Origin of the sequence: Curtobacterium sp. MCSS17_008, from assembly GCF_003234185.1 — a bacterium.
In the GTDB taxonomy this organism is placed as follows: Bacteria; Actinomycetota; Actinomycetes; order Actinomycetales; family Microbacteriaceae; genus Curtobacterium.
The window spans coordinates 1-14525 of record NZ_QKSM01000005.1 but is presented as its reverse complement, the minus strand read 5'-3'; the positions used below and the strand labels follow the sequence as shown (position 1 = coordinate 14525).

The window sequence follows — 14525 nt, the reverse complement described above, 5'->3', positions numbered from 1 at the left end:
CCCGTCCGTCAGCGACCGGCCGCGTGGTGGTTCGCGACCTGCGTCGCGGACAGTTCCATCGAGTAGACGGCGGCGAAGCGCATCGAGCCGGTGAACCAGTAGTTGGCAGGAGCACCGGGCCACCCGCTGATCGTGTCGTAGCCGATGCGGAAGTACCCGGTGTAGTTCTCGGCGGCCTTGAACGCGCTGTTCGAGGCGACGAGCGTGCCGTCGAGGTACAGCCGCATGCCGTTCGTCGGGGACATCGTCGACACCACGTGGTGCCATCCACCGTCCGTGACGGCCCTCGGCGAGGTGATCACCTGCGTGGTGCCGTTGTACGCGCCGAACACCAGCTGCCCCGCGGTGTTGATGTAGATCTGCCGGTCGTGCTGCCCGGAGACGGCGACCTGGTTGCTGCCGAAGCCGATGAGCAGACCGCCGGCGACGGTGGTCCGGAACCAGACCTCCTCGCTGAACGTCGTGGGGTTGGCGTAGGAGCGCGGCGTCGAGACGAAGCTGTTCGACCCGTTCAGCGTGTACGCCGGGCCGCCGTCGCGTGCGCAGGCACCGGGGTTCGCGGTCGCGGTCATCGTGCCCTGGTAGGTGCCGGCGTTCCCCTTGCCGGACGAGTCCGCCGCGGTGCGGGAGCCCGACGCCTCGTCGAGGTCGTAGGCGAACAGGGCGCCCGAGGCGTCGGCGCGCGCGGCGGCGGCACAGGTGAAGTACGGCGCGGTGGCCGCGGTGTTGCCCGGGTTCCGCACGGTCGCGCTGTAGGCGGATCGGGTCGGGGCGAACTGGTTGAGCAGGACGACCACGGCGAGGGCGACGACGAGGAGGGCGGCGACGACCCTGCCGTCGCGCAGGGTGCGGACGGTCACGACGCACGCACCGGTTCGACGCGGCCGACGGCCAGGCAGAGCACGAGCGGCACGAGGCACACCGCGATGAGGGCGGCCCAGCCGACCGGGTCGAGGTCGATGTTCGAGGTCAGTTGGTAGTGCCCGTTGTCGGTCAGCTCGTGGATGACGACCCGACCGACCTCGCCGTCGACCAGGTGGGCGGTGGTGCCGCCGTGCGCCTCGACGCGGACGGGGAAGATGCCGGACGAGACGATCGTCGCCTCGACGCCCCGCGGGCTCGACGTGTTCGTGATCGTGGTCACGTTGACGAACGGCTTGAGGACGAACGCGGCGTACGACGTGGTGAGCGCACCGCCGGCGATGCGGAGGCAGGTACGGGTGACGCGGTCGGTGAAGGCGTTGGTGAAGGTCCAGATCAGCAGGGTGCCGACGAGCAGGATCGGGGCGGCGCGGAACAGCCAGCCGAGGTGCGGCACGAGGAGCACCGGAGCGCCGATGACGTCGCGCTGCGTGAGGGTCCACGGGTCGGTGGCGCCGTTGATGTCGCCGCGGGTGTGCAGGCCGTCGGCGTCGATCGCGATGATGCGGTGCGTGTAGACGACGCCGGGGTTGGCGTCGGTCTCGAAGGAGACGATGTCGCCGACGTCGAGCGTGGCGACGTCGACCGGCATGTCCAGCACGAGGGTGCCGACGGGGGCGGCCACGCCCATCGAGGGGGTCTCGACGACGAACCAGCGTCCGCCGGCCGAGAGGAACAGGACCGCGGCGCCGAGCAGGACGGCGGCGAGCGCGGCGACCGTCCAGGCGAGGACGGTCTCGGAGCGGCTGACGGCCCGCCCGCGCAGGATCGGCCGGTCCAGCGTGCCGCTGAGCGGGATCGCCGCCGTCTGGCTCATCTGCTGCTCCGGTGGGTTCGGCCGCCTCCGGGGGCGACGGGGGTGCGGGTCGGTGCGTGGGAAGGGGTGGCGGCGCTCGGTCGTGGGGGGCCGACCGAGCGCCGCCGGGGTGGACGTCGCCCGGCCGGAAGGGGGAGGCCGGTCGGGAGGCGTCGCGGGGGACGTCGCCCGGCCGGAAGGGGGAGGCCGGTCGGGAGGCGTCGGTTCGGGGGACTCGAGGTGGTGGAGGTGGACACCGGCGGGACGGGATCGGCACGTCCCGCCGGAGCAGTGGCCGCGGATCAGGCGGTGAAGGTCCAGGTCATCGGGACGGAGGCCGCGAGGCCCTGGTAGGCGTTCCCCGCCGACTGGTCGAGGGTGACCGCGAAGTTGAACGGGACGCTCGCACCGGCGGCCGGTGCGGCGGGCATCGTGAAGGCCGAGGCCGGCGCGCCCTTGAAGCTGGCGAGGGTGCCGCTGAAGACCGTGGTCGAGCCCGAGGTGATGACGAGGTTCATCTTCGCGCACAGGTCCGTGGCGGTGCCGTTCTGGGTGCCGTTGGCCGACTGCGTGCAGGTCGCGCCCGGCGTGAGCGTGAAGGTCGCGGCGTTCGCGGTGCCGGTGTTCTTGATCGAGATGGGGGTGTTCACCGTGTTGCCCGGCGTCATCGTCGTGCTGCCACCGAACTTGTTGATCGTCGAGCAGGTCGCCGAGTTCGTGGAGACCGAGCCGCCGTCGGTGCTGAGACACGTGACGGTCGCGCCCGCGTTCTGCTCCTGCATGACGAGGGTGCCGGTGGCGGCGGTGTTGCTCGAGTTGGTGATGCTCGCCGCGAACCCGGAGAGCGTGCCGGTGAGCGACAGCGACAGCAGGACGGCGGCGAAGATGCCGGCGAGGAGCGCCACGGGGGCGAAACGGATCCGCTTCAGTGCGGAGGTGCGGAGCTTGGTGGACACGGTGTACCTCGTCGTTCGGTGGTCGTTCGGGTTCGGGAAGGCTCGGGAGCAAGACGTTCGGGCCGAATTGCTTCAATCATCAAGATAGTCAGTGGTTCACCAATTTGACCACTCGTATACTTACCCCAGAGCGGGGGACGCCCCGTGTCCCCCTTTCGACGGAAGCAGGTCCCGTGGCCCCCACCACCGACGACGACGCCGACCTCATGGCGGCGTTCGCCGCGGTCGTCCGCGCGAACACGAGCCTCGTCGGCCAGCTGAGCGCTCGCGCCGGCATCCACGAGAACGCCCTGCGCGCACTCGTGCTCGTGAGCGACACCGGGTACTCGACGCCGACCGAGGTCGCCGGGTACCTCGGGCTGACCTCCGGCGCGGTGACGAACATGATCGACCGCATGACGAGCGCCGGCCTGCTCGAGCGCGCCCCGAACCCCGCCGACCGACGGGGCTCCCTGCTCCGCCTGCTCCCGCCGGGCGAGGCCGTGGTCGAGGACTACCGCGCGCGCTACGGCGCCATGCTCCGCGCCGTCGACGGCGCGCACGGCGGCGGGCTGCACCAGGTGCTCAACGCCCTGGCGACGGGCCTCTACGAGCAGGCGGCAGACACGGTCGCCGAGCGCGAGTAGCCGGTCAGCACCGATCCGACAGGCGGACGGGAGGCACGTGGCGGCTCCGCCACGTACCTCCCGTCCGTTTCCGCTCTCCCTGTTGCTTCGAATCCGAAGCAGGTGTAGCGTCGTGTCCAGATGCTTCGAAATCGAAGCACAAGACGAAGGGGCACACCATGAAGGCAGTACGGTTCCACGAGGTCGGCGGACCCGAGGTCCTGCGCATCGAGGACGTCGAGCGTCCCGAGCCGGGCGCCGGGCAGGTGCGGGTGCGGGTCGCCGCCTCCGCGTACAACGCGGCGGACGGGGGGATGCGCGGCGGGTTCCTGCCGATCCCCGTGGTCCTGCCGCACGTCCCCGGGTACGACGTCTCCGGCACGATCGACGCCCTCGGTGACGGCGTCGCGGACCTCGCCGTGGGCGACGCGGTGGTCGGGTTCCTGCCCATGGAGCGGGACGGCGGCGCGGCGGAGTACGTCGTCGCGCCGGCCGAGGCCCTGGTCGCGGCACCCACGAGCATCCCGCTCACCGACGCTGCCGCGCTGCCGTCGGTCGCCCTCACCGCCTGGCAGGCGCTCGTCGACGACGGCCACCTGACCGCCGGTCAGCGACTGCTGGTCAACGGCGCCGGTGGCGTCGTCGGGAAGTACGCGGTGCAGCTCGCCAAGCGCCTCGGCGTGCACGTCGTCGCCACCGCCAGCCCGCGCAGCGCCGAGGCCGTGCGTGCGGCGGGGGCCGACCAGGTCGTCGACCACACCACCACCGACCTGCACGGGGCGGTCGACGAGCAGGTCGACGTGCTGCTCAACCTCGCGCCGATCGAGCCCGAGACGTTCGCGCGACTCGTCTCGCTCGTGCGCGACGGCGGCACCGTCGTGAGCACCACGGCGTTCCTGGCGACGCCCGGCGACGACGACCGCGACGTCCGCGCGGCGACGGTGTTCGTCCGGCCCGACCGGCAGCGCCTGGCCGAGCTCGTCTCGCTGGTCGACGCGGGGGAGCTCCACGTCGAGGTCACCCGGCGGATCGCGCTCGACGACCTGCCCGCGCTGCACGCCGAGGCCGAGGCCGGTCGCATCGCGGGAAAGGTCGTCGTGACGGTCTGAGCGCGCAGGACGGCCTTCCGGGGGCAGCGGGCGACCGCTGCCCTCCCGCATGCCCCAGACTGGAACGATGCCCCAGCTCCCCGTCGTCTTCGAGGTCGGCTCGATCATCGCGCTCGTCGCGATCCTGCTCGTCGACCTGCTCATCGTCGCCCGCCGGCCGCACGTGCCGACCCTCCGGGAGTCCGGTGCGTGGGTCGGCGTCTACGTCGGGCTGGCGCTCGTGTTCGCCGTGCTCATGCTCGTGTTCGCGGGCGGTGACGCCGCCGGACAGTTCGTCGCCGGCTGGTTGACCGAGTACAGCCTGAGCATCGACAACCTGTTCGTCTTCGTCATCATCATGGCGCGGTTCAGCGTGCCGAAGGCGATCCAGCAGGAGGTGCTGATGCTCGGCATCATCATCGCCCTGGTGCTGCGCGGGGTGTTCATCCTGGTGGGCGCACAGCTCATCGAGGACTTCACCTGGATCTTCTACCTGTTCGGCGCATGGCTCATCTGGACCGCGATCCAGCAGCTGCGCGAGGACGACGACGAGGAACAGCAGGACAGCGCGCTCGTCCGGCTGCTCCGCCGACGCGTGCGGATCACCGACGAGTTCGACGGCATGAAGTTCCGTGTCACCCACGACGGCGCCCGGCACTTCACGCCGCTGCTCATCGTCCTGATCGCCATCGGCACCACCGACCTGCTGTTCGCGCTCGACTCGATCCCGGCGATCTTCGGCATCACCGAGAGCGCCTTCATCGTCTTCACCGCGAACGTCTTCGCCCTGATGGGGCTGCGGCAGCTCTACTTCCTGCTCGGCGGACTGCTCGAGCGCCTGGTCTACCTGAAGTACGGCATCGCGCTCATCCTCGCGTTCATCGGGGTGAAGCTCGTCCTGCACGCCCTGCACGAGAACGAGCTGCCGTTCGTCAACGGTGGCGAGGGCTTCTCGTGGGCGCCGGAGATCCCGACGTGGGTGTCGCTCGTGGTGATCCTCGTCGCGATGGCCGGCGCCACCGGGGCGAGCCTGGTGCGGATGCGGCACGACAGCCCCGTCAGCCGGCGCTGACCCCGGCGGTGGGTCGTCAGGAGCGCTGGTCGACGAGTGCGGTGAAGCGGCTGCCGACGCCGTGCACCCGGTGCCGGGTGGTCCCGGTCGCCGGACGCGGTGCCTCGTCCAGGTCGTGGTCGTCGCAGACGAGCACGGTCCAGTCCGGCCACCACTTCTTCGGCCGCTCCTGCTCCGCGAAGCCGCACACCGCGCACTCGAGCCGCGCCCAGACCTTCTTCGCGCCGGTCCGGTTCGCGCGGGACTGCACGAGCCACGCGGGCGGGTCCTGCTCGAGCTGCGCGAGGTCGGCTTCGCTGATGTGCGACGGGACGCCGTGGCGGGCGGCCATCTCGAGGGGGATGTCGAGCCGGATGGCGGCGTCACGTCGGGAGAGCATCGGTCCAGGGTAGGTCGTCCGCGACCGGTGCGGCGCTCGACGCCGACGAGCACCCGAGCCCGGTACGGACGATCGGTGTGCCGGACGGGAGGCGCGGCGGTACCCGACACCGCGCCTCCCGTCCTTCGTTGCGCACGGCGCGCCGATCGGCGCGCCGTGCGCTCCACCAGACCCGAACCTGGTGGAGGTCTACGAGCGGTACAGGGTGTCGCGTGCCAGGACGGCGAAGTCGCGCAGGAGGTCGAGCTCCACGGCGTCCTCGCGCCGGGGAGCAGGGTCGAACACGCAGACCGCGCCGACCCGCACACCGTCCACGCTCTCGAGCGGATGGCCGGCGTAGAAGCGGATCCGTCCGCGTCGCGCTACCTGCCGGCCGTTCCTGGCCCACGCGTCCCCGATGACCATCGGTCCGGAGCCCAGCACGGTGGAGCGGCAGAACGAGTCCTGCAGCGCTCGGCTCCCACGCGGGAACCAGGTGCTCGCGGCGGACCACTGTCGGCCCTCCGGCAGGAACGTGATCGCGGCCCCCTTCGTGTGGAAGAGCTCCGACATGCGCTGAACCATCCGGTCGAGGGCAGCATCCGCCGGCGCGTCCACGATGCCCAGGCGCCGGATCGCGTCGTACCGGTGGTCGAACGGCTGCGGGGTCGAGCGGAGCCACTGCGGGCTCCCGGCACGGGCACGCTGCTGTTCGAGCAGCAGCTGCATGACCTCGAGGAGCAGCGGCGGTGCGCTCGCGACCGTGTCGGCGTCGATGCGCAGCACGATCAGGTCCGGTCGCGCCTGGTGCAGTGCCGTCACGAGGGCGGTCTGGTCCTCCCTGTGCGCGAGGGCCAGCACGATCTCGGCGGTCGGCGCGAGCTGCGGGCGCAGCTGATCGACCAGGACGAGCGCTTCCTCGGCGGCACCGACGACCGCGGTGTTCGTCGTGCGGCTGTGGACGACGCTGCCGGACAGGCAGACCACCACGACGTCGTGGTTGGCGAAGTGGATCCCGTTCCCGGCCGAGAGCAGCGTCTGGCCGGACCAGCTCGACCACGGCACGGCGGTGACGTCGGCGCCGCGTCCGGACCGTGCAGCCACGGCCTCCGCCATCAGACCTGCAGCGGCGTGCAGGGGGTGCTCGGGTGCGAAGACCGCGTCCCCGAAGACGAGGATCCGGTCGGGGTCCGGGCCGCTCGCCGAGGCGGTGACGACCCGCGTCGAGCGCGAGCGGGTGGGCAGGAGTGGGGTTTCCAGAACGGTCATCGTCGCCATCCCTCGATGCGGTGGAGCTGCTCTCGGATCTCCTGCGGTTCCGGGAGCACGTCGGACAGGTGTTCCCAGATTGTTCACTCGTCGTCCGCAGGAGGCCCGGCCCCAACGCTGGGGGTTGACTGCGACCTGTGAGACCGTTCAGCTCTGTGGTCGTCCAGGTGGTCAGCGGGACCCGACCGGTGTGACGAGAGGACCTGTGACGGGAGGTCCCGCACCGACGACTGCCGAGCGACTCCGGGAGGTCCGCGGCGCCCGAGCCCGCCGTCCGCGTCGGCTCAGACGGGTCGCGTCCTCGTCTCGGGTTCGCTCGCCGCCAGGACGGCGTCCAGGACGATGTCCAGCGCGGCGCGCTGCCTGGGTGCGGACCACTGCTGCGGATCACCCGCAGCGAGGGTCGCGATCCCCTCCACCGCCGCCGCGAGGGCGGATGCGCGCTCCGCGGCGACCACCACCGACAGGTCCGCAGCCACTGCGAGCAGGCGTGTCAGGCGCTCGGTGAACGCGCGACTCTTCCGGGCGTGGTGCTCGCGCAGCACCGGGTCACCGAGCGCCGCGGCCAGGAACCCGACCCACACCCGCGCCTCGGCGAGCGTCTCCGCGTCGGTCGGGAGCGCGCCGAGCGTCACCGCACGGACTGCAGCACCCGGGCCGGCCGCACCCGACTCGAGCAGGTCGGCACGCTGCTTCGTCCGCTCGTGCAGGACGTCACGAGCGTGCAGCAGGAGGGCCCGCTTGTCGGAGAACGTGTGCAGCACCAGACCGGTCGTGCAGCCCGCCCTCGCGGCGACCGACCGGAGCGTCAGCCCCGCCGGCCCGAGATCGGCGAGCGTGGTGAAGACCGCTTCGGACAGGCGCTCGCGTTGCGCTTCGTCGTTCCGGTACCGGGGCACGAGGCAACCGTAACATGCGTTACCGTAACGAGTGTTACCGAAAGGAATGCCATGGACTGGACCATCGAGACCACGCCCTACGACCACCCCGACGCGGACACGCTCCGGGTGGCGCAACGCCGAGAACTCGCCGAGCGGTACGGCAGCGACGACCACGAGCCGGGCGCAGCCCCTTCGGCCGCCGACGTGCCGGTGTTCCTCGTCGCTCGCGATCGAGTGGGCGCTGCGATCGCCTGCGGCGGGCTCCGGCCACTGCCGGAGGACGTGCTCGGTCCGGCAGTGGTCGAGATCAAGCGCATGTACGTGGATCCCGCCGCACGCGGTACCGGTGTCGCCGTCGCAGTGCTCCGCGCGCTCGAGGTCGCAGCCGCTGGACTCGGCACGCGGCGCCTCGTGCTCGAGACGGGTACCCGTCAACCGGATGCCATCCGCTTCTACCAGCGCGAGGGGTACCAGCCGGTACCGCTGTTCGGCTCGTACCAGGGCTCGACGGAGTCGGTCTGCTTCAGCCGGGTCCTCGACACTCCTCGGCCGACACCGCCGGGGGAACGATCGATGTGATCCACTTTCGGACGCCGGTCCGTGTGCCGCTGTCCAGGTTTCGCTGTCTCCGCCGGATCGTTCACACCGTGAACGGTTTCCTTCCTATGGTCATCTCGTCCGGACGTTCCGGACCAGACCGGGCCGCTGACGGCTCAGAGAGGGAGGGCACCGTGACCACGTTCACCACCCCCGACGCACTCCTGAACGCTTCATCTGCGAGTGCCGCCCTGGCACCGCGGACCCGTCGCTCCGCGCAGCGCAGCCCGTTCTCGGAGGTCCGCGAGCAGGCCCGTCAGCGCACCCTCATGCTCGCCGCGACCGCCACCGGCATCGTCTCGGTCACCGTCGCCGCGTCCGCCGCGGTCGTCCTGGGACTGTCCGCGTGAACGCCGCCGCCGCCCCCGCACTCGAGCTGGCGACGACGCAGCCGATCGACATCCTCGACCTCATCGTCGAACAGGACCGCACCGATGCGTGACACGATCCCCCTCGACGTCCTCCGCCGCCACCCGACCGAGTGGCGCCGGCGTGGACTGACCCCGCCGACCGAGCTCGCGCAGATCGTCGCCGCCCGCGTGGGCGAGCACGAGCACGTGTCCGTCCCGGCGGAGCCGTCCTACGCCGACTTCTTCGCCGCGTGAACGCACCGATGACCGACATCACCATCCCCGAACTCACCACACGTCACCAGGACGTGTGGCGCAGGCTCAGCCGGCTGGGAGACGCCGCCAGGCACGCCCTCCCCGCGGCACACGCCGTCGACCGGAAGGCTGACGCGTAAGCTCACGTCCGACACCTGTCGCGCACCTCCATGACATCTCCTGTACTGATCGCTGCTCCTCCCGCCCGCACTGCGGACGAGGAGGCGATCGTCGCGACCGCGGACACCCTGTTCGCCGTGGAAGGTGTCACACCCGTCTCGATGGAGCGCATCGCCTCGGACGCGCACGTGCCGCTGATCGCGCTCCGGGCGGCGTTCCCGACGAAGCGAGAGCTCGTCGTCGCCGCGCTCCAGAACCGCCACCAGCACTGGATGGCAGGCCTGACCGCCGCCGAGCAGGTCGCGGCGGACCCGCGGGACCGCCTCCTCACGGTCTTCACCTACCTCGAACAGTGCTTCGCCGACGACTCCTACCGGGGATGCGCGTTCATCAACGGGTACGGGGAACTCGGACGGCAGGACCCGGTCATCCGCCAGCTCGCCGACGACCACCTCCGACAGGTCGAGCAGCACGTCGCGATGCTGTGCGACGCCGCAGCCCTGCCCGCGCACCTCGCGCCGGCGCTGACGCTGCTGCTGCGGGGCGCACAGGTCGAGGCTGCGATCCACGACACCGTGCAGCCCGCTCGCACCGCCCGGACGGCCGCAGCGATGCTGATCGCCGTGTACGACATCGACGCCGAACGCTTCTAGCGGCGTATTCCGTACACCTTCCCCGGTGGACTCCGTCGGGATGTGACACTTCTGCTCGAGCACGATGACTGAGCAGACACCCGCCCCGATCCGCGTCGACGAGCGCGGCGACGACATCGCCGACGCACGCCGGACCCTCGCCACCGCCTACGCCGGCGTCGCCTGGGAAGCGGACACCACCGACACCGCGTTCTCCTACCGGTACGCATCTGCCGGGGATGCGGCGATGACGCTGCGCGCGGTGCAGTTCGACGGCCGCCTGACCGGCGAGATGCCCGCCGGCGACGACTTCGTCATGCAGTGGATCACCCGCGGGACCGGCATCCTCGACGTCGGTCCGCACGCGATCCACCTCCAGCCCGGCCGACCGCAGCTGTGGCCGGGCCATGCCTTCGAGTTCGCGTTCGCGGACTACGACCAACGCCTGGTGCAGGTCAACCGCAGGGCCGTCGACGAGATCGCCGCCGAGCGCGGTCTCGCGGTCTCCCGTGCGAACTTCGACCACACCGCCCGCCCCGACGACGAAGCACTGCGGCGGTGGCGGCAGACCGTGCACCTGATCTCCGCGACGACGATGGACCGGAACGCCTCCCCGCTCCTCCAAGCCGAGATGAGCCGCCTCGCGGCGGTGTCACTGCTCGAGCTGTACCCGCAGGCGACCGCGGACCTGCCACCGGAGCTGCTGCTACCGGGGAACGCCCGACTGAAGCACGTCGCCGAGTACGTCCACGAACACGCGCACCTGCCGATCACCAGCACCGACCTCGCCGCCCTGGCGAACCTCAGCCTCCGCGCGTTGCAGACCGCGTTCGGCCGTGTCCTCGGGATGTCCCCGAACGCCTACATCCGACAGGTACGCCTCGACCGGATCCGCACCGAACTGCTCCGTGCAGACCCCGCGACGACGAACGTCGCCGACGTCGCCCGGTACTGGGGGTTCGCGCACGCCGGGCGGTTCTCCGCCGTGTACGCCGCCCGGTACGGCGAGTACCCGAGCGAGACGCTCCGCAGCACCTGATCACGAGAGCGCCGCCCGGTCGGTCCGACCGGCAGGGCGCCGTACGGTCAGTGATCGTCGAACGCGGAGAAGGCCCCGTCTTCCACCTCGGCGAGGGGCGCTCCCTCCCGACGCGCGCGGTGCACGTGCGTGTGGACACGACGGCACACCTGGCTGCGGATCCCGAACTCTGCACGGAGCTCTCCCTGGGGAGCTCCGTGGCAACTCCCGCCGTGGCTGAACGACATCGTGATCACAACAACCCTCCTCGCATCGACGACGACGGTACGGAGCAGCGGTTCCCCCCACCAACCAGAACGGTCACGTCGTGACCGATCGACGTATCTTGGACAGTGGCGCTGTGGTCGACAGGCGGCGGCTAGTGTCCTCCGGGTGAGGGCGGCGCGCCGTCGTCGAGGGCGGTGGTGACGCGTTCGATGATGTGGACGAACCGGGCACGCTCGTCATCGGAGAAGGAGGACAGCAGCTCGTGGAGTTGCTCGTTGGTGTGGTCCAGGGCCGCGGTGAAGGCCGCGCGGGTGTCCGCGGTGAGACGGATGATGCGGCTGCGCCGGTCCTCCGGGTGCGGCGAGCGCTCGAGGTACCCGGCGCGCTCGAGCCGCTGCGTCGTCGCGGTCACGGCGGGGCTGCTCACACCGAGGTGGCGCACCAGGTCGGCCACACGCACGGTCCGGCCGCCGGCTTCGGCCCGACCGACGAACTGCAGCAGCACCACGTCGCTCCCCGACACGTGCAGACGCTCCCGGAGCCGGTGTCGCAGCGCTGCGTCTGCTGCTTCCATCCGCGTCAGCGCGCCGATCACGTCGAGGTCGGTGCCGCCGTCCCCGCCACTGTCACCCATGCCCACCATCACCGTGCTTCCCTCGAACGTCGACACCCAGCACACCACGCTTCCGATGGGAAGCCGAACACCTCGGCGTTTCCGGTCCACGATGGGGACACCGGACGCTGCACCGGGGAGGCGCAACGATGATCGACCCACCCGACCGACCGGTGCCGGAGCCCGTACGACTGCAGCTCAGCGGCGCGGACTCCGGATCAGCGATGGGAACGCTGCCCGGGCTGTACGCCGGCAAGCACTGGCACACCCAGCACACGGACGCGCCGTACCGCTACCGGTACGGCGCCGCCGGAGACCACCGCCTGTCGCTGCGCCGATCGCAGATGACGGGGTTCCTCCGCGGGAACATCCCACCGAGCGAGGACTACGTGGTCCAGTGGATCGACGCCGGCGAGTCCGTCGTCGACGTGCACGGCGAACCCATCCCGCAAGCACTGCACCAACCGCTGCTCTTCCCACCGGACCGCGACTTCGTCTTCACCTTCGCCGACTACGACCAACGGCTCGTCCACCTGGACCGGGACCTCGTGCACGACGTCGCCGCCGAACAGTACGACGTCGATGACCGTGACCTCCGGTTCGACCACCGGCAGCCGCCCTCGCACGACGCCGTCCTGCGGTGGCGGCGCGCCCTCGCAACCGCGTCGTCCACGCTCCGCGACGCGGAGCTCGGCTCGCTCGCGTGGCACGAAGTCACCCGACAGACGGCGGCGGCGTTCCTGGCCCTCTACCCGCCGATCCTGTCCGAGCCGCTCCCGCCGGCGCTGCTGCTGCCGAAGAACGCACGACTGCGCCGAGCCGTCGACCACCTGCACGCGAACCCGCACCTGCCGATGACGGTCGCCGACGTCGCGGCCGTCGCCGACCTGAGCATCCGAGCGTTGCAGGACTCGTTCCAGCGGGTCTTCGACACCACCCCGATGGCGTACCTGCGCGACGTCCGCCTCACCCGGGTACGCGACGAACTCCTGCAACTCGACCCCGCCGCCACCACCGTCGCCGAGGTCGCACGCCGATGGGGCTTCACCCACCTCGGACGGTTCTCCGGGCTCTACCTCGCCCGCTACGGCGAGTACCCCAAGGACACCCTCCGCCGCTGAGGCTCCGACAGAGGATGCGCAGCCGGACGAGACGTTCGCTCTTCAGGGTCCTGCCCACGAGCTGCTCGGGACCATCGGTTCCATGACGTGGATGCACGCGGGCAGCATCACAAGCCGCTGGCCCGCTCGTGCCCTGTCCGGGTAGCTCCCACAGCCGCGCCGCTCGGGCACGCTGCGCCAGCCGGGTCGCATCTGCAACGCTCCGGATCACGGTGGTGTTGCAACGATCAGCTGAACTCGAGATCGGCTAACGGACGTCCATGTCTACTGTCGCGTCTCGGCGTCGGCGAATCGCTCGAAGGACTGCCCACCAGCAGGCGAGGTACACCACGCCACTGATTGCTAGGGCGAGCGGTTGCGGCACTCCGACCATCCCGAGCAACAAGGCCGCGAGGACCGCGGCGAAGAGAGCGACGATGAGAAGTCGGGTCTGCGCGTTGCGCAGCCGCCGCTCGGCTTTGGTCGGTCCCATGCTCTGACCCTAGCGAAAGCGTCCGCCAACCCATCGGTCATCGGTCGTGCCGCCTCCTGCGGGCGGCGAGCCCTGGGTACATGACGACTGCCGTTGATCGAACTGGTCACGGGAAGCTCGTCTCACGGGGTGGATGCGGAAGATACCGACCTGGACGGCCGGGGGCATCATGGTGGTCAGGTTCGCCGCCGCGTGGTTCGGGGCGACCTTCATCACGACGCCGGAACTCGGTATCGGAGCTCGCGCGCTCGTGTCAGCCATCGCTGGCGCGTTCTACGGCACCTTCATGGGGATTTGGCTCGGCCGCACACGACGTGGATACAGCGGCCCCGCACGACGCCCGGACTTCGATCGAGCTGTTCGAAGCGGCACCGTCCCGGCAGAGGTGAAAATCGACGAGTGGCGTCGCGCGTTGCAGCATCATCGAGCGCAGCACCGCCCGCTGCGATGGTCGGTGCCGGCGCTGTACTCGCCGATGACAGCGCTTGCCATCTGGCTTGCTGTCACGAGTCAGCCGCTGTTCTGGTTCGGTGCAGCTTTCTTCGTCGCCGTGTTCGTCCTCACCGCTGTCACGACACCTCGAGTGCTCCACAACACAAGCGCGATGCTTGCGGCCCTCGATCGACGTGAGAGCGCACGACATGGTGGAGAGTGACGACTGCAACGGCGCGAGGCCAGCGGCCGAGCACCGTCGGGGTGTCCGGTAGCCGATCTTGGGTTCAGCCGGTCGATGATCGGACGCCGATCGTGTGGAGTTGGATGCAAGCATGCTGTCCCGCCTCCCGCCTCCCGCCTCGCGTACTCGGCCTTGCGATCGGCGCAGGGGCGTTGGCAGCGGGCCTCGTCATGGCGCTTCTCGGCGCCGTCCACGGTGCGGACTACCTCGGGCTCGTGGCGGCCGGGCTGGTCATCGCCGCGTTGGGATTGCTGCTCGCGGTCGTGGGAGCGATTGGTTTTGCACTCCATGGCCCCGCCCGACCCGGGCGTGAGTGAACGAAGCGAACGTGCGTGGCTGATCGGGACCGATAGACGATCGTTCGTTGCGCCTCCCGGCTGCTCTATGGGACTGCTGCAGGTTCGGTTGACTCCTGACAGGTAGGAGCGTTGGCTCCTGCTGGAAGGATGTGCGCCATGGTGAAGGCGTATCCGGAAGAGTTCCGCCGTGATGTGATT

17 protein-coding genes are annotated in these 14525 nt (G+C 70.5%); 10 read left to right on the top strand and 7 right to left on the bottom strand.

From position 1 onward, the window contains the following. Positions 1 to 8 precede the first annotated feature (8 nt). The 3 genes from DEJ23_RS07065 to DEJ23_RS07055 form a co-directional block, all read right to left on the bottom strand. Entirely contained in the window at positions 9 to 860 is an 852-nt protein-coding gene (locus tag DEJ23_RS07065; protein WP_111239585.1) for a LamG domain-containing protein, read from the bottom strand. Further along, positions 857 to 1738: a S26 family signal peptidase gene (locus tag DEJ23_RS07060; RefSeq protein ID WP_111239584.1), complete on the bottom strand. Its 882-nt coding sequence runs from the start codon at positions 1736 to 1738 to the stop codon at positions 857 to 859. Before DEJ23_RS07060 ends, DEJ23_RS07065 begins: the two co-directional genes overlap by 4 nt. A 281-nt stretch (positions 1739 to 2019) precedes the next feature. Beyond that, the gene (locus DEJ23_RS07055) at positions 2020 to 2673 is read right to left on the bottom strand and encodes a hypothetical protein (RefSeq protein WP_111239583.1); all 654 of its coding nucleotides are present in this window, start codon (positions 2671 to 2673) and stop codon (positions 2020 to 2022) included. 173 nt (positions 2674 to 2846) lie between these two features. Here DEJ23_RS07055 and DEJ23_RS07050 point away from each other — a divergent pair, with 173 nt between their 5' ends. The 3 genes from DEJ23_RS07050 to DEJ23_RS07040 all read left to right on the top strand — a co-directional run bounded on the left by DEJ23_RS07050 (position 2847) and on the right by DEJ23_RS07040 (position 5438). Beyond that, positions 2847 to 3299, top strand: a complete 453-nt coding sequence (locus DEJ23_RS07050) for a MarR family winged helix-turn-helix transcriptional regulator (protein ID WP_111239582.1) — start codon at positions 2847 to 2849, stop codon at positions 3297 to 3299. A gap of 158 nt (positions 3300 to 3457) precedes the next feature. Continuing rightward, positions 3458 to 4387, top strand: a complete 930-nt coding sequence (locus DEJ23_RS07045) for an NADP-dependent oxidoreductase (RefSeq protein WP_111239581.1) — start codon at positions 3458 to 3460, stop codon at positions 4385 to 4387. Between the two features lie 67 nt (positions 4388 to 4454). Further along, positions 4455 to 5438, top strand: a complete 984-nt coding sequence (locus tag DEJ23_RS07040; protein ID WP_111239580.1) for a TerC family protein — start codon at positions 4455 to 4457, stop codon at positions 5436 to 5438. 16 nt (positions 5439 to 5454) lie between these two features. Here DEJ23_RS07040 and DEJ23_RS07035 read toward each other — a convergent pair whose 3' ends face one another. From DEJ23_RS07035 to DEJ23_RS07025, 3 genes are all read right to left on the bottom strand, one after another. Then, positions 5455 to 5817 (bottom strand): hypothetical protein, encoded by a 363-nt coding sequence (locus tag DEJ23_RS07035; RefSeq protein ID WP_111239579.1) that lies wholly within the window; start codon positions 5815 to 5817, stop codon positions 5455 to 5457. A gap of 189 nt (positions 5818 to 6006) precedes the next feature. Next, entirely contained in the window at positions 6007 to 7065 is a 1059-nt protein-coding gene (locus tag DEJ23_RS07030; protein ID WP_146240215.1) for a GAF domain-containing protein, read from the bottom strand. A gap of 284 nt (positions 7066 to 7349) precedes the next feature. Continuing rightward, positions 7350 to 7964, bottom strand: a complete 615-nt coding sequence (locus DEJ23_RS07025) for a TetR/AcrR family transcriptional regulator (protein ID WP_111239577.1) — start codon at positions 7962 to 7964, stop codon at positions 7350 to 7352. A gap of 51 nt (positions 7965 to 8015) precedes the next feature. Between DEJ23_RS07025 and DEJ23_RS07020 the strand changes: the two genes are divergently transcribed. The 5 genes from DEJ23_RS07020 (at position 8016) to DEJ23_RS07005 (ending at position 10939) form a co-directional block, all read left to right on the top strand. Beyond that, entirely contained in the window at positions 8016 to 8525 is a 510-nt protein-coding gene (locus tag DEJ23_RS07020) for a GNAT family N-acetyltransferase (RefSeq protein WP_111239576.1), read from the top strand. A 152-nt stretch (positions 8526 to 8677) separates the two neighbouring features. Beyond that, on the top strand, positions 8678 to 8893 hold the full coding sequence (locus DEJ23_RS07015) for a hypothetical protein (protein WP_111239575.1): 216 nt from the start codon (positions 8678 to 8680) through the stop codon (positions 8891 to 8893). Positions 8894 to 8977: 84 nt separating this feature from the next. Then, a complete protein-coding gene (locus tag DEJ23_RS15655) occupies positions 8978 to 9148 on the top strand; it encodes a hypothetical protein (RefSeq protein WP_181429166.1) in 171 nt (56 codons plus the stop codon). A gap of 170 nt (positions 9149 to 9318) precedes the next feature. Further along, the gene (locus DEJ23_RS07010; RefSeq protein WP_111239574.1) at positions 9319 to 9921 is read left to right on the top strand and encodes a TetR/AcrR family transcriptional regulator; all 603 of its coding nucleotides are present in this window, start codon (positions 9319 to 9321) and stop codon (positions 9919 to 9921) included. 64 nt (positions 9922 to 9985) lie between these two features. Further along, positions 9986 to 10939 (top strand): AraC family transcriptional regulator, encoded by a 954-nt coding sequence (locus DEJ23_RS07005; protein WP_111239573.1) that lies wholly within the window; start codon positions 9986 to 9988, stop codon positions 10937 to 10939. Positions 10940 to 11297: 358 nt separating this feature from the next. On the opposite strand, the gene DEJ23_RS06995 is transcribed toward DEJ23_RS07005, so the two are convergent. Beyond that, a complete protein-coding gene (locus DEJ23_RS06995) occupies positions 11298 to 11780 on the bottom strand; it encodes a MarR family winged helix-turn-helix transcriptional regulator (RefSeq protein ID WP_181429165.1) in 483 nt (160 codons plus the stop codon). A 128-nt stretch (positions 11781 to 11908) separates the two neighbouring features. Between DEJ23_RS06995 and DEJ23_RS06990 the strand changes: the two genes are divergently transcribed. Beyond that, complete coding sequence (locus DEJ23_RS06990) at positions 11909 to 12880, top strand: helix-turn-helix transcriptional regulator (protein ID WP_111239570.1); 972 nt, start codon at positions 11909 to 11911, stop codon at positions 12878 to 12880. Between the two features lie 641 nt (positions 12881 to 13521). Next, positions 13522 to 14007 (top strand): hypothetical protein, encoded by a 486-nt coding sequence (locus tag DEJ23_RS15380; RefSeq protein WP_146240213.1) that lies wholly within the window; start codon positions 13522 to 13524, stop codon positions 14005 to 14007. Positions 14008 to 14525 lie beyond the last annotated feature (518 nt).